The organism is Acinetobacter baylyi DSM 14961 = CIP 107474, assembly GCF_000368685.1.
Taxonomy (GTDB): domain Bacteria; phylum Pseudomonadota; class Gammaproteobacteria; order Pseudomonadales; family Moraxellaceae; genus Acinetobacter; species Acinetobacter baylyi.
Genome location: NZ_KB849626.1, coordinates 1 through 19552, shown reverse-complemented (window position 1 = coordinate 19552; position 19552 = coordinate 1). Strand labels below are relative to the sequence as shown.

The window sequence follows — 19552 nt, the reverse complement described above, 5'->3', positions numbered from 1 at the left end:
CTTTATGCGATTTGATTTTGTAGATTTGCGTTTGTTCTTACATGTGGTTGAGACAGGTAGTTTTACCCAAGGCGCGCAGCACTCTGCTTTATCCTTACAGGCTGCAAGTGAACGTATCCGCAAGCTGGAAAATGGCTTTGGCACTCAACTATTTACACGACACCGTACAGGTGTAGAACTGACCTGTGCAGGCCAGCGTTTTCTCGAACATGCGCGTCTGCTACTTCAACAAAGTCAGTCGCTTGAACAGGACATGAATCATTTTCGTCAGACCCCTCAGCATACGATTCATCTATGGTGTAACTCATCAGCGCAAAGTGAATACCTACCGACGCTGTTACCCCAATATCTGGCACAATGTCCATCATTCAATATTGAGCTACATGAGGCAGAAAGCTCTGAAATTATTCAGGCGCTTGAACAAGGACGTGCTGAACTGGGTCTGATTTCAAGTTTTTCACAAACCGAATATCTACAGACACAGGAATTTGTGCATGATCCACTGGTTCTGATTTGTCCAGTAAATCATGGTTTCACTTCATCTATCCCACTCAGTTTAAGTGATATTTTTAGCGATAGCATGATTGGCCTGAGTAGCCATCATTCTTTGCAACGCTCCATCGATATTCAGGCACGTGCTTTGGGTGTACAGATTCAATATCGTATTCGGTTACCCAACTTTAATGCCATTGCCGAAGTCGTGGCAGCAGGCTCAGGTGTCGCGATTATGCCAGCACGTGCCGCAGCAAGACTAAAAGCAAGCTATGATCTTGCGATCATTCCGTTAAAAGGTGCCTGGGCCAATCGAAAACTGTTGGTCGTTGCTCGGGACTTCTCTCAATTGAGCACACCCTATCAGTCATTTACTGAGTTTTTAATTCAGCATCGCCCTGTAACAAACGGATCTTAATGAATAGAGGTCACCAGCATATAGGTTCCAAGCAAGATTAATCCGATAAAAAATAAACGACGGAATTTTTGTTCTGGAATCTGATAACGTATCTTTTGTCCCCACCACATACCTAAAAGTGCAGGCAGTACAGCGATCCATGCCAGACGATAATCGATCTCTGTCGCTGCCCCCGTATAGACATACAAATAAATTGCCAGAAAAATCGTTGATAGGGTAAAGACCAAACCCAGTGCCTGAACCAGATCATCGCGTTTTAAACGCAGCGACTGCAAATATGGTACCGCAGGAATAATAATCACACCTGTTGCCACAATCAGTGCGCCGCCCAAATACCCAATCACGGGAGAAAGCCAGCGTTCATAAGGTGAAAGATCTGGAAGTTGTTTCACAAACAAGCCATAGATGCCATAAGCCACCAGCATGGCACCTAATAACCCTTCACTGGTCTGTCCTGAAGATGCACTCAAAGTCGGTAAAAAACTCCAGTATGTACCTACCATAATGCCCAGCAGCAGCGTCCAGAAGCGCCGAACCAAGGGCCAGATTCGTCCTTCCGCAAACAATTGCCAGATATTGGTTATCATGGACGGTACGATCAGCAACGCTGCTGCCTGAAAAGGTGAAATCACCATACTCATCAGTCCCATTGCCACTGTAGGTAACCCTAGACCTAATGTACCTTTAACCAGCCCTGCAAAAATAAAAACCCCCATGACCAGTAGCAGCATGTCCATTTGTTTTCTCTCCAGATTCAGTCTTTATGCTAACCAAATTAAGATCAGGACACGATTCATGCTTTTGGTAGAGTGCCTCAAGCAAATATTGAGGCTCTTGATTGAGGTCGTTTTAAAACGGCAATGAACAAAAAAACCAGTACAGCGTTTGCCATACTGGTTGATCAATCAAATACAAATGCGGTTTTTGGGCTAAATCAATGTAACTTTAACTGCGGAGATGAGCCTTTAGAAAGTAAATCTTTAATGATCATTAGGCTGGTTTTAAATACACCGTGCAACGCGACCTGATGAAACCGATATAAAGAGACATACATCATGCGTGCAAACAGACCTTCAACATTGATATTACCTAGAATATTTCCTACGGTACTCTGATTACTTAAAGACACTAACGAGCCTTTGTCTTTAAATTCAAACGTTCCAAGCGGTTTATTTTGCAAGCGATGCGCCAATGCTTTAGCTAAAAAAATCGCTTCCTGATTGGCCACTTGTGCACGTGGTGGGACAGGACGTTCAGCACCTGTCGGGATATAACATGCACAATCCCCCATCGCAAAAATGTCGTCATCCAACGTGGTTTGTAAACTTGGTTTTACCACCAGTTGATTAATACGATTGGTTTCAAGTCCACCTATATTTTTTAAAAAATCAGGAGCTTTGATCCCTGCCGACCAGACTTTTAGCGTGGCAGGAATCTGAATATCACCTTCGCAATAGACCTTGTGCGCATCAATATGGGTGACACGACAATTTTTAAGTACATTCACCCCTATTTTTTGCAGCTCTTTTTCTGCCCCCTCAGACACACGCTCAGACAGTGCAGGCAATATACGGGGCGCCGCCTCAATCAGGCTAATTTTAACGTCTTTTGGATCAATACTATTTAAACCATACTTGGAAAACTGATTGGCGGCATGATGTAGCTCGGCAGCCAACTCTACACCCGTTGCACCAGCCCCAATAATTGCAATATTTAACGTATTTTCATGCGGTTCAATCAGGTTTCTGGCTTGAGCCTCAAGATATAAACTCAAAAATTCACGTTGGAAGCGGTCGGCCTGCGGACGTGAGTCCAGAAAAATACAATGTTCTTTAGCCCCTGGTGTTCCAAAATCATTGGATGTAGACCCGATTGCCAGCACCAGTGTGTCATAGGCAATACAACGCTCTGGCGCAACTTCTTTACCATCCTCATCTTTCAGCGCGCCTAAAACAATTTTTTTGCTAGCGCGGTCAAGATCAGTCAGTCGTCCTAGAAAGAACTCAAAATGATGCTGACTGGCATGCGCAAAATAATTCAGTTCATCTTCATAAGAGTTGAGTGTGCCAGCGGCAACTTCATGCAGTAACGGCTTCCAGATGTGCGTCAAGGCGGCATCCACCAAAATTATTTCTGCGTGTTGATGCTTGCCTAGTTGATTACCCAGACGGGTCGCGAGTTCCAACCCTCCTGCACCGCCGCCCACGATCACGATACGGTGTAAATTTGAGGTCTGTGTTTTTTCGGTAGACATAAGTTTCTCCAATTTTCTTATGAATACCGACTTTTTTAATCAGTATTCATAAGAAAAATGCAAGTTATTATAAACACGAATGTTATGTGTAAAAAACATACTTTTTACCAACGTTTGTTTTTTTAGGTAAGTCATGGTTTTCTGATTTATTTCGCAACTCAGATAAATACTCACATAAAAAAAGATGGCATTTTTGCCATCTTTTTTGATTGTTTTGCTTTAGAACAGCATCATCATGCTGTATCAGATTCTAAATTGTCGTTTTTATATTTTTCTTCTAGGACATTACTGAAAATACTTTCAATCATCCAGACACGATACAAACTGTTAAAGACATACTGCTGATTATCAATACGCAACACCAGCACAGGAAAATCTGGCTGATGATAGTCCGAGCAGCGTTGATCGTTTTGTTTAGGTAACTGTTGTGCATCGTCCAGCGACACCAGTTGCGCAATTCCAAGCTGCTGTTGCATCGCCTGAAAATGTGACTTAAAGGATAAATCTCTGCCTTTGGTCCAGACTGCTTCTAAAATACTGTGAATCGTCTCGACTTGCTGGTCTTCTGGCACACTATAATAAAGCTGAGCCATATTCAGGGTAGCGCTTTGGGTGGGACGACAAAACGGCGTAAATGCAATCTCGGTACGTTTAGACAATCGTGTTGCCAAACTCCAGTCAAACCAGTCACGTCCATGATAAGGCAATGGATAAACAGTGAGTTTAATATCATAATAATTGGCCAGCTCTTCACGGATATAGGCCAACAACAACCAGCTGATTGGATCTTCAAGTGCAATGAATAAATCCAGTTCAGGTCTTAGCGTCTGAATTTCAGAAAGTTCTTCGGCGTCGTTAATCAGATGTTCACGCCATTCGATATGATTAATTAAAAAGATCGGGGCACCAGTCAAAAGCTTCTGCTGTCTTAAGCGACGTGCCAATCGGAGTAAATCATCCACCGCATGATATTTGCGCCCGCCAAACTCAAAAAAACTGGCTGCAACAGGCACATCTTTAAACATACGCTCAGGAAAGTTTTGCGGTATATGTTGCTGACTGGCCATGGTATACAAAGTACGGAGTTTTCCATATTGCTGTTGCCACAACATATGAAAAACATCTTCAAGCAAGTACAAAAAATCTTTGCCTGTCAGTGGGGTATTGCGCAAAATGACTTCTGCTTGCTGTAAAGCTTCAGCAGTGGGTAGTTCAGGCGTTTCATCAAAGCTAAAGCGGTGCTGCTTGGCCAGAATTTTGGCATCATTTAAACAATAATGTTGCCATTCTAGTGCAGTCATATTATTCGGAGGCGGCGCAGCTTCACGTGAAATAATCACTTGCAGCGGTTTAAGTTCATCACTCAGAATTTCATCAAGATGAGTTAACTGCTGTACAGCCAGATAACTATAAACATCATCCAGACGCAAATAGAGTTTGAGTCCGTGTTCTGTCGGTAAAACCGCCTGACGCGAAGGTTTTTGATAAAACCAACTCGATCGAATTGGATCAAACCAACGTCTTAACAGTGACATGAAGAGCGCCTCGAATAATAAACCCTTGTAATCTTACAAGGGTTTATAACAATTCAGGACAAAATGATCAATTACACATCAAGATTTAAATCAGTAACTGCGCCTTTGTCCGCACCTGCTGCAAGTTTTGCAAATTTTGCCAAAGCACCAGATTTATATTTTGGTTCTGGTTTCTGCCATTTTGCACGACGTAAGCTCATTTCTTCGTTAGAAATATGTAAGGTGATTTCACGCGTTTCAGCATTGATTGAAATTTTATCACCATTTTCAACCAAACCAATAGGCCCACCTTCGTAAGCTTCTGGGGTCACATGGCCAATGACAAAGCCATGACTGCCGCCCGAAAACCGCCCATCGGTAATCAGCGCCACCGATTGTCCCAGTCCTTTACCAATAATTGCAGACGTTGGTTTCAGCATTTCGCGCATGCCTGGTCCACCTTTGGGTCCTTCACCACGAATGACGACAACTTCGCCCTCTTGTACTTCTCCGTCTAGAATGCCACGCATGGCGCCTTCTTCGCCTTCAAAAACGCGGGCTGGCCCTTCAAAATATAAACCTTCTTTGCCCGTAATTTTGGCAACGGCACCTGTCGGGGACAAATTACCCTTAAGAATCACTAGATGGGAGTCTTTCTTAACAGGTTGCTCAAATGGCAAGATAATTTGTTGATCGGCAGGATAATCCTCAACCTCGGCCAAATTCTCTGCAAGGGTCTTACCAGTTACAGTCAGACAACTACCATCCAGCATGCCGCGTTCCAGCATTCGCTTCATCAACGGCTGAATCCCACCAATCTTGATCAGTTCGGACATGAGATACTTACCCGATGGTCGTAAATCTGCCACCACAGGTGTTTCCTGACCAATTCGTACAAAATCATCCAGATCAAGCTTTACCTCAGCCGTATGTGCCATTGCAATCAAATGCAATACGGCATTGGTTGAACCGCCCAAAGCAATGACGACCTTAATGGCATTCTCAAATGCCGCTTTGGTCATAATATCGCGTGGACGAATATCCAGCCGAAGCAGGTTCATCACCGCCTCGCCCGCACGATGACAGTCCTGACGCTTTTCTTCAGAAATGGCATCCTGTGCAGAAGAACCTGGTAAACTCATTCCCAGTGCTTCAATAGCAGAAGCCATGGTATTGGCGGTATACATTCCCCCGCAAGAACCTGGTCCTGGTAAAGCGACTTCTTCAATCTGCTTGACCTGAATGGCATTGATTTCTCCTTTGGCGTACTGTCCCACCGCTTCAAACACCGAAATCATGTCGGTATGTCCTTCACCTGGTTGAATGGTGCCGCCATAAATAAACAAGCCTGGACGGTTCAAACGTGCCAGCCCCATAATACAGCCAGGCATGTTTTTGTCGCAGCCACCAATGGCAATTACACCATCGTAACCCTGACAACCAATGACCGCCTCAATAGAGTCTGCAATAATTTCACGAGAAACCAAAGAATACTTCATGCCTTCGGTACCGTTTGAAATACCGTCAGAAATGGTAATAGTGTTAAAAATAATTCCCTTACCGCTGGCCTGATTCACCCCATGTTCAGCTTCTCGTGCCAGTCCATCAATGTGCATGTTGCACGGCGTGACATTGGCCCATGTTGAAGCAATGCCAATAAATGGACGATTAAAATCTTTATCTTGAAAGCCCACAGCACGCATCATCGAACGTGCAGGGGCATTTTCAATACCGTCATAAACTGGTGCCGAATACTGGCGTATATTGTCTTTACTCATGCGTCATTCTCCGTGGCTGAGGCAAGATCCCATCGCTACGCGGGTGATCATGGGACTCTTTATTATTTCCATCTGTCGTAAATCAATACTAACAGCGAAATCAGCTATTAAAACGTGCGAATTAGCAAAACTGAAATGAATAATTTTTTCGCTATTCATAATCTATTTTTATGTTTTTTATTAGGTTGTATAAAACTTGGTTAAATCATTATCAAAATACACTTTGACGCAGACCAAAACACAAGCTTTTAGGTCTTCGGGCGGTTTTGGCTTATACTTATACACATGTTGACTTTGGAACATCTGTGTGAAGATTATTTTTGCTGGCACGCCTGATTTTGCTGCAACCGCTTTAGATGCATTGATTAAAACACCTCACGACATTGTTGCTGTCTATACCCAGCCTGATCGTAAGGCAGGTCGTGGGCAAAAATTAACGCCCTCTCCAGTTAAACAATTGGCACTTGAACACAATTTACCTGTTTTGCAACCGTTGCATTTTAAATCTTCAACTGAAGAAGGTTTGGCAGCGCAAGCCGAGCTGGCTGCATTCAATGCCGATGTGATGGTGGTGGCTGCTTATGGCTTAATTTTGCCACAGATTGTTCTGGATACACCCAAATATGGCTGTCTTAATATCCATGGTTCACTCCTGCCACGCTGGCGCGGTGCAGCACCCATTCAACGCGCGATTGCCGCAGGCGATGCCGAGACAGGTGTGACCATTATGAAAATGGCGGCAGGCCTTGATACAGGCGATATGATGTTTAAAACATATTGTCCGATTGAGGCATCTGACACCTCTGCAAGCTTGTATGAGAAACTGGCTGCACAAGGTGCAGAGGCCATTTGCACGGTACTTGAATGTGAGCAGCAATTACAAAAATTTCTGGCCGAACGCGAAGTGCAAGACGAAAATCAAACCGTTTATGCGCATAAACTGGTCAAGGCCGAAGCACAGATTGACTGGACACAAGATGCCATTCAGATTGACCGAAATATTCGTGCATTTAACCCATGGCCTGTGGCTTTTATTCCTCTGGATGATAAAAATAATCTACGCGTCTGGGAATCAACAGTTTCAAAGCTCATCGCCCCAGATGCCGAAGCAGGTAAAATTATTGCGATGGATAAACATGGCATTCATGTCGCTTGTGGTACAGGTGTCGTCTGTCTGACGGCATTGCAATGGCCAGGAGGCAAAGCGCTTAATCCCGTACAAATTATACAAACTCAAAAACTGAATATTGGGCAGGTATTGGCATGAAACAGTTTCCGCGTCCAAGTACAGAACTCAACTTACGTGCTCAGGTCGTAGCGACCTTACTTAAAGTTCAACAGGGCCAGTCACTCTCGGGTATTCTTCATCAGCAGTTGAATGATATTCCTGAACGTGACCGTGCCTTGTTTCACGAATTGGTTTTGGGTACTTTACGTCAGTGGTATGCCCTAAAATCCATTACTTTGCCTTTACTCACCAAGCCATTAAACAACGAAACGGTAGAAACCTGCCTATATTTGGGCTTATATCAAGTCCTGTGTACTCGCATTCCTGCGCATGCTGCAATTTCTGAAACAGTGACCGCGACCAAGCAACTGGGTTTTCATGCACTGAGTGGGATTGTCAATGCGATTTTACGCCGAGCTACCCGAGAAACAGAGAGCTTTAAAAATAGTCTACAACAGGCGCATGGTCTGCCAAGCTGGATGTATAAACGTCTGAAAAAGGACTGGCCAGCGCAGCTCAATGAGCTGTGCCAGCAACTTAAATATTCTGCACCCTTAACGCTCCGAATCAATCAGCGTCATATTGGTCGAGATGCTTATTTGATTAAACTTGAAGCTCAGGATATTCAGGCCAGAGCCTGTCACATATCTGAGGCTGGAATCGTGATCGAGCAATCGGTCCAAATTACACAGTTGCCTGGTTTTGAACAGGGCTGGTTTTCGGTACAGGATGAACATGCCCAATTATGTGCCACACTTTTACCAGATCTCACAGATCGGGTAATACTGGATGCCTGTGCTGCACCAGGCGGAAAAACAGCACATTTGCTGGAAAAATTCACACCTGCGCATCTGATTGCACTTGATCAGGATGCATCACGTCTGGTTCGGGTCAGTGAAAACCTGAAACGTTTGAAGCTTGACCAGCATCATCTTGAAATTCTGGCAGCAGATGCCACGACTTGGCAATCATCACAAGCTTTGGATTGTATTGTACTCGATGCACCTTGCTCTGCCACTGGTGTTATGCGTCGTCATCCAGATATTCGTCTGCTACGCCAATCTACAGATATTGTGCAGACCGTGGACTTACAAAAGCAGATTTTACAACATTTATGGACTCAGCTTAAAGTCGGTGGAACCTTGCTCTACATTACCTGCTCGATTCTTAAAATCGAAAATGAGCAGCAGATGATTGAATTCTTTGCCGAACATCCAGATGCCAAAGAAATTAAAATCGAGGCAGATTGGGGCATTGAACAAATCCATGGACGTCAGTTACTACCAGTCTCAGGTCAAGGCGATGGTTTTTATTATTGTCGTATCGAAAAAGTCGCATAATGCGGCTTTTTTTATGGTTAGATTTTTCTGTGCTATACCCATTGAAACAGGACTAAACTAGTCGCCAATGCAGCCATACCTGTAACCAGCCCATATACGGTTTCATGTCCCTGACTGTATTTTTTAGCGGCGGGTAATAATTCATCCATGGCCAAATAAACCATCACTCCTGCAATTAATCCAAAAATAATGCCATACATGGTCGCTCCCATGTACGGGGCTAAAATAAAATAGCCAAGCGCCGCACCCAACGGTTCAGCTAGGCCTGACAGCAGACTGGCCCAGATCGCATACGATTTTTGACCTGTTGCCATATATACTGGAACAGCAATTGCAATGCCTTCTGGAATATTATGAATTGCAATTGCGACAGCCAGAGGTGCACCCAAAATTGGGCTATCCAATGTTGCAAAAAATGTAGCCAGACCTTCAGGAAAGTTATGTGCAGTAATTGCCAACATCGTCAGTAAACCTGTACGTCGGAGCTGGGTTTGATCGAGCTGTTGTGCTGTGGTTTTTTCCAGCATTGTATGCGGATTGGGCACGCAACGATCAAGTAATAATATGGCAATGACGCCAGTCAAAAATGCAAAGGTAGCGAAAGCAAAGCCCACTTTTGCACTAAAAACTTCTGAAAAAGAATGAATCGATTTATTTAAGATTTCAGTGAGAGAAATATAGACCATCGCACCCGCAGAAAAAGCTAGGCCAAAAGACAATAACCGCAAACTGGGTTGCTTAAAGAATAGAACAATCGCTCCACCCAGTAATGTCGCCAATCCTGCTAGAAAGGTTACGCTAAACGCAATCAGCACATCAGAGGTCAGGAACGAAGACATGCAGGAAATTCTCAAAAAATAAAGCCACCATCATAAATGATAATGACTTTCATTTTCAATAATATCTTAAAATCAATTTGCCTGGCTTTTATAGGGTATGTTGATCCTTTACCTCATCCAGAACATCATCTAGTTCTTCAGGATGCTTCATTAGATGTAAAATCGAAAGTACCAGTCCCCCCCATACAAATAGCATGGAGATAATCATCATAATGATTGCCGAAGTATTCATGAGTGTGTCTCCTAGCGATCTTTCATTTTACTGAGTACTACAGCAATCACGGCACAGAACAACACACTGCCCCAACCAAAGATGCCCAGCAAACTTGCGCTATAAGTATCATAGCCATTTTTGATTAAATTAAATACCGTCATGCTGAGCGTCGTTAACAAAATCAGCGACGTAATCACGGTTAAGGTGAAATCCCAGCCTTTACCTAATTGAATGGTCGAGATGCGATTAACGTGATCACGAAGCTCTTTCAGTGCAGTGCGCTTGAACCATGCAACGGTAATAATCGACAATAATGCACCGCCGATAATACCAATATTGTTGATGAAATGATCGATAATATCGACCAGCTTGATGGCATTAACACTTGAAAATAGAAAGATCGATACGACCGCACTACCACCGCCAATAATGGTGACGGCTTTTTTACGTCCCCACTTCAGCTTGTCTTGCATGGCAGCAATTGGAACTTCCAAAATACTAACCATCGACGAAATACCAGCGACAAACAAAGACGAGAAGAACAGTAAGCCAAAAACATCAGCACCTGCCCCCAAGCTCGAAATAATTTTAGGAAAGGCAATAAATGCCAGACCAATACCACCGCTCACCACATCTTTAACTTCTGTTCCAGCTGCATGCGCCATAAAGCCCAGTGCCGCAAAAATACCAATACCAGCTAGAATTTCAGTCGATGCATTGGCAAAGCCCACGATCAGCCCAGAACCGGTAAGATTGGTTTTTGGCTTTAAATACGATGCATAAGTCACCATGATGCCAAAGCCCACCGAAAGTGAGAAAAAGGTATGACCATATGCTGCCAGCCAAACCTTATAATCCATCATGGCCGACCAGTTTGGTGTAAAGAATGCATTTAAACCCTGTACAGCGCCTGGCAAGCGTAAGGACTGAATCACCAAAATGGTAAACAGAACAAAGAGCAACGGCATGAAAATCTTATTGGATAGTTCTACGCCCTTTTTCACGCCACCATACAAAATAATCAAGGTCAGCGCCCAGATCCCTAAAATCGGCCAGAACAAGTGACTGACAAAGGTCAGATCAAGCCCCGATGCTTTGCTGGTTTGCAAATAAGTATTAAAGAAAAATGCCTCAGGATTACTGCCCCACATTTGGCCGACGGAGAAGTAAATATAACTACCTGCCCACGTTAACACACTGGCGTAGTACAGCCCAATCACGATACAGACACAGACCTGCCACCAACCTAAAGTTTCTCCGCCTTTAAACAATTTACGATAGGCTTTAGGAGGTGAGGCATTTCCTTTATGACCTACTGCATAATCCAGAAATAAAAGTGGCAAGCCTGCGGTAATTAAAGCGAGTAAATAAGGAATAAGAAAGGCACCACCACCATTTTCATAGGCCACATAAGGAAAGCGCCAAATATTTCCCAAGCCTACTGCTGAGCCCACAGCAGCAATAATAAAACCTGATCGCGATGACCAGTTTTCACGAGTTTCTGTCATAAATCATCATCCTAGGTGTCTCACTTGCTTAGATTATTTATTGAACGTTGCAAGAAAGATACCATCTTAAAAATCGTATGTGTGCTGGACTCAAATCTGCCGGATAAGCAGCCTAATGATCCAAACAGACAAAAAATTGTTCCTTCTTCCTTAAAGATGGTCCATGATTCTTTGTCTTTCTAATGCTTGAACAATACCTGTTTTTTTTATGATTTTCTCTTTTTTTAGAGTGCAATCTCCGTACGAAGTCATCATTTTCAATATATTTGTTTATTTTTAAAACAAACTTATTTTTATGGTCTGATTACTTATACTTAACAATTAGAAAAATAACAAAATGTACTGTTCCACGTGGAACAGTACATCTCGATATTATCATGTCTCTATTTAATCGCCATGACCCACATCTGGCATCAGGAATACTAATCTTGCTGCTTGATGACCAATAATCTTTCTTCCTGCATGTCACGAATTGCATACTGGATTCCTTCACGACCAAGTCCTGAATCCTTTACACCCCCGTAAGGCATATTATCTACCCTGAACGTAGGAATATCATTGATGATGACTCCCCCCACATGCAAATGCTGCCATGCATACATCATTTTATTTAGATTTTGTGTATATATGCCCGCCTGTAATCCAAAACGGCTTGTATTGATTTTGGCAATACCCTGCTCAAAAGTTTTATATTTTTCTAGAATAACTATCGGGCCAAAAGCTTCATCTTTATAAATCTCAAGTGATTCATTGACATTTTCAAGCAAGGTTGCTTCAAAAAGCACACCTTCCAGCATCCCCCCAGCCAATATTTTGGCACCTTTCTTTTCGGCTTTATCTAGCCATTTTTTTAAGCGAACAGCTTCTTTTTCTTTAATCATGGGACCAATGATGGTCGTGCTTTGATCTGGATCTCCTGCTTTAAGCTTCTTCACTTTACTGATTAACTTCTTCTTCAATTCACTATAAATATCCGCATGAACCAATATACGTTGGACGCTAATACAGACCTGCCCTGACTGTCCATAGCCGCCAGTTATCAGACGATCAATAAGTGTCTCATTCAATTCGGTGTCTGGTTCAATCATGACTGCCGCATTACCGCCAAGCTCAAGCGTTACTTTTTTTCGTCCAGCACGTGCTTTCATATCCCAACCGACCTGATCGGAACCTGTAAAGCTGAGCAACTTGAAGCGATCATCGGTCACCAGAATATCAGCAGCAGCTCGTTCACACGGTAAAATAGACCAGGCCCCTTTAGGCAAATCTGTTTCAGCCAGAATTTCAGCAATTTTAATAGCGCTGATTGGCGTTAAGCTTGCAGGTTTCAAAACAAAAGGACATCCAGCAGCAATGGCGGGTGCAATTTTATGTGCAGTCAAGTTGAGCGGAAAATTAAAGGGACTAATTAATGAAATTGCACCTAAAGGTACACGTCGTACCATACCCTGATAAGCAGCTGCAACAGGTGTTACTGCTAATGGTAAGATACGCCCGCAGTCCATCTGCGTGGTTGCATCTGCAGCCAATTGAAAGGTATTAATCAAGCGTTCGACTTCAGCTGCTGCGGCATTTCGAGGCTTACCACCTTCGGCAATCAGAATATCTGTCAGTAGGTTTTTTTCTTCGATAAAGCGCCGCACACAATGCAAAAGTATCTGTTGCTTTTGATAAGGTTTTAAACTCGCCATTTCAGCTTCAGCTTTCACCGCAGCAACAGTCGCCTTTTCAATGATTTTGGCATCAGCCAATGCAACTCTGGCATAGAGTTCATGATGATATTTATGTTGTACCTCAAGCCATTGTCCTGTTTTAACTGGTTTACCTGCAACATAAAGGGGATAGTCCTGAACTGTTTGTGTATTGGTCGCCATATTTATTCCTTATTTGAATTTATTCGCTGTATTTAGAAAATTATTCTTATATCATGCATACATTTAATGGATGAATCGGCTGTATTTGAGTAACAAAACATGGCCTAAACCAACTGATATTATGATTTAAAGGATCAATAACAAACAATGAAAATGCTTAAATACTTATCATGTTGCATCACTTTTGGTTTGAGTAATATGGCTCAAGCCGATTTTATTGGTATTAAAGGAAGTGTAGATTACTGGTTATATCATGGCCACGTTCTGGTTCACTAATTATAAACCCTGATTTGGATTCAAATCATACCCATGATTTAAAACGTGATGCTGCACTTCAGTTTTCGCTCGCCATTGAGCATCCCATTCCACTCTTTCCAAATGCCAAAATACGCTACGTAAATCTGGATAGCCAAATCAAAAATGCAGGAGATGACAATGTATCACTTCAAGATACAGATTTTATTTTGTATTACCAAATACTCGACAATATCGTCAATCTTGATCTTGGTATAGGAGCAACTCATTTGAGTGGTGATGTCAGTCGTTCTGATACAGATCAAATTAATCTTGATAAGACTTATCCGATCATCTACTTAAACACCGAAGCAAAACTTCCATTTACAGGACTAACGGCTTTAGCTGAAGTTAACTACAGTCACATGAATAATGCGAAAATCCGAGACATTCGTGGTGAAGCAAAATACGAATTAATCAACAATATAATAGTTGATGTCGGTGCCAAGGTCGGTTACCGTATGCTCAAGATTGATCTCGATGACCATCAAAATAATGACCTCAACTTTGAATTTAAGGGTCCTTATATCGGTCTAGAGGCACACTTCTAAATTTGCTTAGAACTACGTGATTGATCCCTGCGTAGTTCTCCACAAAGAACCCTCACCTATGAAAGTCTTCTACTGTCACAATTGCCATCATCAGGTTTTTTTTAATAATACGTTTTGTGAAAACTGTAATACGCTTTTAGGCTATCAGGTCAATCATAAAACAATGGGCACTTTCGAACAGGTGGATGCAGAGCACTGGAAGAGCCTCAATCCTCAAGATCAAGGGCAGCTATTCAAGCCTTGTTATAACTATCGGCATCATCAAATCTGCAACTGGATGATAGAAGCCGATGATCCTAATATTTACTGTGAATCCTGTCGTCTAACACATATCATTCCAGATCTTTCACTCGATAAAAGTGTCATGTACTGGCATCGCTTGGAAAAGGCAAAGCGCCGATTCTTATATTTGACTCAACAGCTTAATATTTCCCCTCGCCCTAAAAAAGATGACGATGACCGTTATGGACTCCGTTTTAATTTTTTAATGTCTTCTCCAAATCAACCTGTAATGACAGGCCATCAATTGGGAACCATTACCCTCAATGCCAGTGAAGCAGATGTAGTACATCGTGAGAAAACCCGATTAAATATGGGTGAAAATTATCGTACTGTACTTGGTCATTTTCGTCATGAAAGTGGACACTACTATTTTGATGTGATGACTCACCTTTACCCAGAATGGCTCGAAGAGTTTCGCTATTATTTTGGTGATGAACGCTTAGATTATGGTAAGGCACTTGAGGATTACTACGAGAATGGTCCAATAGAGCATTGGCAGGAATTTTATATTAGTCGCTATGCCTGTGCCCATCCTTGGGAGGACTGGGCAGAAACATGGGCACATTACCTTCATATGATGGACACACTGGATACGGCTTATCATGCAGGTATCTGCATTGAAGCGAATCATAAAATTGATCCCGATATGCATTTTAAAGAATCGCCTATCGGTTCTTTAGACTTTGAACATACCTTAACCAACTGGTTTGCCCTCAGTTATTCACTCAATGCACTGAATCGGAGTATGGGACTTGAGGATGCTTATCCATTCACCCTATCTAATGGTGTACTAGATAAACTGCGGTTTATACATCGTACCCTTATGAAAGTTGCACTCAAACCAGAAACTCGACGTTCGAACAATCAGGAAATTTTTTAAGTTGTAATAATATATTAGTAAGTATAAATATCTACTTAACTAGAAATTCTATAAATATAACCGTATTAAAGTCCTAACAAAACGTTGGGACTTCCCATTCAGCCAAAATCTAATCAATGTAAGTCTATTTTACACTGGTTAAGCAGTGACACAGTTTCCTTATAAAACAGCAACAGGCCTTAAAACAATTCTTCGTTAGGCTGATAAAACAATAAGCAAATTCAACGGAATTTATATCATGACTCAAAAAGCTCTTTTTATTACCTCCAATGCTGGAATTGAACACGACGAACTGATTAAGCCTTTAGAATTTTTAAAATCAAAAGGAATTGAAAGTATTCATGCAGCCATAGAACAAAAAGAAGTTCAGACAGTAAAAGGCGATCAGGAGTTTGGACCAAAATATACACCACAAACTTCGCTAGCACATGTTGATCCGAACGACTACGATCTTCTGGTGATCGCAGGGGGTACTGTTAATGCAGATCTACTACGCCTTGATCCACATGCCGTTAAGATTATTCAACACTTTACTGATCACGCAAAACCAATTGCAGCGATTTGTCATGCGCCATGGGTATTGATAAACGCAGAGCGAATTAAGGATAAGAATCTAACATCTTATAAAAGTATTCGTTTAGATCTTGAAAATGCAGGTGCGAACTGGGTAGATGAAGTAGTTCATCGCTGTAATACAGGCGGCTGGGTGCTGATTACATCACGTAATCCAGACGATATTCCAGATTTCAATGCAGCTATTTTAAAAGAACTAGACACGATCTAAATATAGCGAAGTTAACCATGGCATTTATTGATCAGTGGAAGGGTCAATAATCTTTATTTAACCGTAGTAAAAAAGGGCATAAGCCCTTTTTTACTGTTTAGTTCTATGTGTGATTGATTTCTTTTTCTATTCCTTTCTATTTAATTTATTTTCTGCATAAAAAAAGCCCCCTGGCGTTTGGCCTGGGGGCTTTAGTATTTAAAAGCTGGCGATGACTTACTCTCACATGGCTAACGCCACACTACCATCAGCGCGAAGAGGTTTCACTTCTGAGTTCGGGAAGGGATCAGGTGGTTCACTCTTGCTATTGTCGCCAGCAAACTGTTTATGGACATTTTCGGGTCTTATTTTGACTGTGGATTGTATTTCACAGTGTGTGCCGTACTTTGTACCAAATGAGTTTAACGGATTGGACTATTGAGTCGGTATTGTAACTAGTTCATTAACTAAATCAAGTTTGAATTGATCATTTGTATGAATTTATCTTGATACAACAACTGTTTGGGTGTTGTATAGTCAAGCCTCACGAGCAATTAGTATTGGTCAGCTTCACATATCACTATGCTTCCACATCCAACCTATCAACGTCCTAGTCTTGAACGGCTCTTTAGAGGAATAAATTCCTAGGGAAATCTTATCTTGAGGTAGGCTTCCCGCTTAGATGCTTTCAGCGGTTATCCCTTCCGAACATAGCTACCCGGCGATGCGACTGGCGTCACAACCGGTACACCAGAGGTTCGTCCACTCTGGTCCTCTCGTACTAGGAGCAGATCCTCTCAAATTTCCAGCGCCCACGGTAGATAGGGACCGAACTGTCTCACGACGTTCTAAACCCAGCTCGCGTACCTCTTTAAATGGCGAACAGCCATACCCTTGGGACCTGCTTCAGCCCCAGGATGAGATGAGCCGACATCGAGGTGCCAAACACCGCCGTCGATATGAACTCTTGGGCGGTATCAGCCTGTTATCCCCAGAGTACCTTTTATCCGTTGAGCGATGGCCCTTCCATACAGAACCACCGGATCACTAAGACCTACTTTCGTACCTGCTCGACTTGTGGGTCTCGCAGTTAAGCGCGCTTTTGCCTTTATACTCTACGCGTGATTTCCGACCACGCTGAGCGCACCTTCGTACTCCTCCGTTACTCTTTAGGAGGAGACCGCCCCAGTCAAACTACCCACCAGACATGGTCCTCGCCCCGGATTACGGGGCAGAGTTAGAACCTCAACATTACCAGGGTGGTATTTCAAGGATGGCTCCAATGGAACTGGCGTCCCATCTTCAAAGCCTCCCACCTATCCTACACAAGTAAGGTCAAAGTTCAATGTCAAGCTGCAGTAAAGGTTCACGGGGTCTTTCCGTCTAGCCGCGGGTACACCGCATCTTCACGGCGAATTCGATTTCACTGAGCCTCTGCTGGAGACAGCGCCGCCATCATTATGCCATTCGTGCAGGTCGGAACTTACCCGACAAGGAATTTCGCTACCTTAGGACCGTTATAGTTACGGCCGCCGTTTACTGGGGCTTCGATCAAGAGCTTCGCTTACGCTAACCCCATCAATTAACCTTCCAGCACCGGGCAGGCATCACACCCTATACGTCCACTTTCGTGTTTGCAGAGTGCTATGTTTTTAATAAACAGTTGCAGCGGCCTGGTTTCTGCGGCTGTCAATCGCTCAGGGAGCAAGTCCCATCACCATCAACAGCGTACCTTCTCCCGAAGTTACGGTACCATTTTGCCTAGTTCCTTCAGCAGAGTTCTCTCAAGCGCCTTGGTCTACTCGACCTGACCACCTGTGTCGGTTTCGGGTACGATTCCTGTGTAACTGTAGCTTAGAGACTTTTCTTGGAAGTATGGTATCAGCCACTTCGCTAGTAAACTAGCTTGCTATCGACTCTCAGCATAGAGCACCCCGGATTTGCCTAAGATGCATGCCTACTGTCTTCCACCTGGACAACCAACGCCAGGCTGACCTAACCTTCTCCGTCCTCTCATCGCATTACACAGAAGTATTGGAATATTAACCAATTTCCCATCGACTACGCCTTTCGGCCTCGCCTTAGGGGTCGACTCACCCAGCCCCGATTAACGTTGGACTGGAACCCTTGGTCTTTCGGCGAACGGGTTTTTCACCCGTTTTGTCGTTACTCACGTCAGCATTCGCACTTCTGATACCTCCAGCAGACTTCTCAATCCACCTTCATCGGCTTACAGAACGCTCCCCTACCACGTAACTTAAAGTTACATCCGCAGCTTCGGCACATAGTTTTAGCCCCGTTACATCTTCCGCGCAGGCCGACTCGACTAGTGAGCTATTACGCTTTCTTTAAAGGGTGGCTGCTTCTAAGCCAACCTCCTAGCTGTCTATGCCTTCCCACATCGTTTCCCACTTAACTATGATTTTGGGGCCTTAGCTGGCGGTCTGGATTGTTTTCCTCTTGACTACGGACGTTAGCACCCGCAGTCTGTCTCCCGGATAGTACTCATAGGTATTCGGAGTTTGCATCGGTTTGGTAAGTCGGGATGACCCCCTAGCCGAAACAGTGCTCTACCCCCTATGGTATTCGTCCGAGGCGCTACCTAAATAGCTTTCGGGGAGAACCAGCTATCACCAGGCTTGATTAGCCTTTCACCCCTATCCACAAGTCATCCCCTGGCTTTTCAACGACAGTGGGTTCGGTCCTCCAGTTAGTGTTACCCAACCTTCAACCTGCTCATGGATAGATCGCCTGGTTTCGGGTCTATACCCAGCAACTATACGCCCTATTAAGACTCGGTTTCCCTACGGCTCCCCTATGCGGTTAACCTTGCTACTGAATATAAGTCGCTGACCCATTATACAAAAGGTACGCAGTCACCGAACAAGTCGGCTCCCACTGCTTGTATGCATGCGGTTTCAGGATCTATTTCACTCCCCTCACAGGGGTTCTTTTCGCCTTTCCCTCACGGTACTGGTTCACTATCGGTCAGTCAGGAGTATTTAGCCTTGGAGGATGGTCCCCCCATATTCAGACAAGGTTTCACGTGCCTCGCCCTACTCGTCATCATTGTGTGTGCCCTTTCGTGTACGGGAATATCACCCTCTACGTTCGCACTTCCCAGAGCGTTCCACTAGAACACACACAACTTAATGGGCTGTTCCCCTTTCGCTCGCCGCTACTAAGGGAATCTCAATTGATTTCTTTTCCTAAGGGTACTGAGATGTTTCACTTCCCCTCGTTCGCCTTGCATGACTATGTATTCATCATGCAATACCTATCTTATGATAAGTGGGTTTCCCCATTCAGACATCTCCGGATCA

At 43.5% G+C, this 19552-nt stretch carries 13 protein-coding genes, 2 rRNA genes and 1 pseudogene; 6 read left to right on the top strand and 10 right to left on the bottom strand.

The window, feature by feature from the left end:
- Window positions 1-4: 4 nt before the first annotated feature.
- Window positions 5-910 carry a LysR family transcriptional regulator gene (locus F952_RS04360; protein WP_004923066.1) on the top strand — a complete coding sequence of 302 codons (906 nt, stop codon included), beginning with the start codon at window positions 5-7 and terminating at the stop codon, window positions 908-910.
- On the opposite strand, the gene F952_RS04355 is transcribed toward F952_RS04360, so the two are convergent.
- From F952_RS04355 to ilvD, 4 genes are all read right to left on the bottom strand, one after another.
- Window positions 907-1647 (bottom strand): sulfite exporter TauE/SafE family protein, encoded by a 741-nt coding sequence (locus F952_RS04355; protein WP_004923062.1) that lies wholly within the window; start codon window positions 1645-1647, stop codon window positions 907-909. The genes F952_RS04360 and F952_RS04355 overlap by 4 nt on opposite strands.
- Window positions 1648-1844: 197 nt before the next feature.
- Window positions 1845-3164: an NAD(P)/FAD-dependent oxidoreductase gene (locus F952_RS04350; protein ID WP_004923060.1), complete on the bottom strand. Its 1320-nt coding sequence runs from the start codon at window positions 3162-3164 to the stop codon at window positions 1845-1847.
- 233 nt (window positions 3165-3397) lie between these two features.
- Window positions 3398-4699: a hypothetical protein gene (locus F952_RS04345; RefSeq protein WP_004923057.1), complete on the bottom strand. Its 1302-nt coding sequence runs from the start codon at window positions 4697-4699 to the stop codon at window positions 3398-3400.
- Between the two features lie 71 nt (window positions 4700-4770).
- Complete coding sequence (ilvD, locus tag F952_RS04340) at window positions 4771-6456, bottom strand: dihydroxy-acid dehydratase (RefSeq protein WP_004923056.1); 1686 nt, start codon at window positions 6454-6456, stop codon at window positions 4771-4773.
- 307 nt (window positions 6457-6763) lie between these two features.
- Between ilvD and fmt the strand changes: the two genes are divergently transcribed.
- Window positions 6764-7723, top strand: a complete 960-nt coding sequence (gene fmt / locus F952_RS04335; protein WP_004923054.1) for a methionyl-tRNA formyltransferase — start codon at window positions 6764-6766, stop codon at window positions 7721-7723.
- The gene (gene rsmB, locus F952_RS04330) at window positions 7720-9024 is read left to right on the top strand and encodes a 16S rRNA (cytosine(967)-C(5))-methyltransferase RsmB (protein ID WP_004923052.1); all 1305 of its coding nucleotides are present in this window, start codon (window positions 7720-7722) and stop codon (window positions 9022-9024) included. Before fmt ends, rsmB begins: the two co-directional genes overlap by 4 nt.
- Window positions 9025-9056: 32 nt before the next feature.
- On the opposite strand, the gene zupT is transcribed toward rsmB, so the two are convergent.
- The 4 genes from zupT to F952_RS04315 form a co-directional block, all read right to left on the bottom strand.
- Window positions 9057-9863 (bottom strand): zinc transporter ZupT, encoded by an 807-nt coding sequence (zupT, locus tag F952_RS04325; protein WP_004923050.1) that lies wholly within the window; start codon window positions 9861-9863, stop codon window positions 9057-9059.
- Window positions 9864-9951: 88 nt separating this feature from the next.
- On the bottom strand, window positions 9952-10095 hold the full coding sequence (locus F952_RS16665) for a methionine/alanine import family NSS transporter small subunit (RefSeq protein ID WP_004923048.1): 144 nt from the start codon (window positions 10093-10095) through the stop codon (window positions 9952-9954).
- Window positions 10096-10106: 11 nt separating this feature from the next.
- Complete coding sequence (locus tag F952_RS04320; protein WP_004923044.1) at window positions 10107-11585, bottom strand: sodium-dependent transporter; 1479 nt, start codon at window positions 11583-11585, stop codon at window positions 10107-10109.
- Window positions 11586-12007: 422 nt separating this feature from the next.
- Window positions 12008-13459: an aldehyde dehydrogenase family protein gene (locus F952_RS04315; protein ID WP_004923042.1), complete on the bottom strand. Its 1452-nt coding sequence runs from the start codon at window positions 13457-13459 to the stop codon at window positions 12008-12010.
- A 147-nt stretch (window positions 13460-13606) separates the two neighbouring features.
- Between F952_RS04315 and F952_RS04310 the strand changes: the two are divergent.
- The 3 genes and pseudogenes from F952_RS04310 (at window position 13607) to F952_RS04300 (ending at window position 16250) form a co-directional block, all read left to right on the top strand.
- A pseudogene (locus F952_RS04310) lies at window positions 13607-14304 on the top strand (TIGR04219 family outer membrane beta-barrel protein).
- A 58-nt stretch (window positions 14305-14362) separates the two neighbouring features.
- The gene (locus F952_RS04305) at window positions 14363-15466 is read left to right on the top strand and encodes a zinc-binding metallopeptidase family protein (RefSeq protein ID WP_011182849.1); all 1104 of its coding nucleotides are present in this window, start codon (window positions 14363-14365) and stop codon (window positions 15464-15466) included.
- A 238-nt stretch (window positions 15467-15704) separates the two neighbouring features.
- On the top strand, window positions 15705-16250 hold the full coding sequence (locus tag F952_RS04300) for a type 1 glutamine amidotransferase domain-containing protein (RefSeq protein WP_004923033.1): 546 nt from the start codon (window positions 15705-15707) through the stop codon (window positions 16248-16250).
- 203 nt (window positions 16251-16453) lie between these two features.
- Here the strand turns inward: F952_RS04300 and rrf are convergent.
- A 5S ribosomal RNA gene (gene rrf, locus F952_RS04295) occupies window positions 16454-16568 on the bottom strand.
- A 194-nt stretch (window positions 16569-16762) separates the two neighbouring features.
- A 23S ribosomal RNA gene (locus F952_RS04290) occupies window positions 16763-19552 on the bottom strand; the annotation flags it as partial.

Coding starts and splice junctions, on each gene's coding strand:
- ilvD (WP_004923056.1), bottom strand. CDS start 6,456: ATGAGTAAAGACAATATACGCCAGTATTCGGCACCAGTTTATGACGGT.
- F952_RS04350 (WP_004923060.1), bottom strand. CDS start 3,164: ATGTCTACCGAAAAAACACAGACCTCAAATTTACACCGTATCGTGATC.
- F952_RS04320 (WP_004923044.1), bottom strand. CDS start 11,585: ATGACAGAAACTCGTGAAAACTGGTCATCGCGATCAGGTTTTATTATT.
- F952_RS04345 (WP_004923057.1), bottom strand. CDS start 4,699: ATGTCACTGTTAAGACGTTGGTTTGATCCAATTCGATCGAGTTGGTTT.
- F952_RS16665 (WP_004923048.1), bottom strand. CDS start 10,095: ATGAATACTTCGGCAATCATTATGATGATTATCTCCATGCTATTTGTA.
- F952_RS04300 (WP_004923033.1), top strand. CDS start 15,705: ATGACTCAAAAAGCTCTTTTTATTACCTCCAATGCTGGAATTGAACAC.
- F952_RS04355 (WP_004923062.1), bottom strand. CDS start 1,647: ATGGACATGCTGCTACTGGTCATGGGGGTTTTTATTTTTGCAGGGCTG.
- rsmB (WP_004923052.1), top strand. CDS start 7,720: ATGAAACAGTTTCCGCGTCCAAGTACAGAACTCAACTTACGTGCTCAG.
- zupT (WP_004923050.1), bottom strand. CDS start 9,863: ATGTCTTCGTTCCTGACCTCTGATGTGCTGATTGCGTTTAGCGTAACC.
- F952_RS04360 (WP_004923066.1), top strand. CDS start 5: ATGCGATTTGATTTTGTAGATTTGCGTTTGTTCTTACATGTGGTTGAG.
- F952_RS04315 (WP_004923042.1), bottom strand. CDS start 13,459: ATGGCGACCAATACACAAACAGTTCAGGACTATCCCCTTTATGTTGCA.
- F952_RS04305 (WP_011182849.1), top strand. CDS start 14,363: ATGAAAGTCTTCTACTGTCACAATTGCCATCATCAGGTTTTTTTTAAT.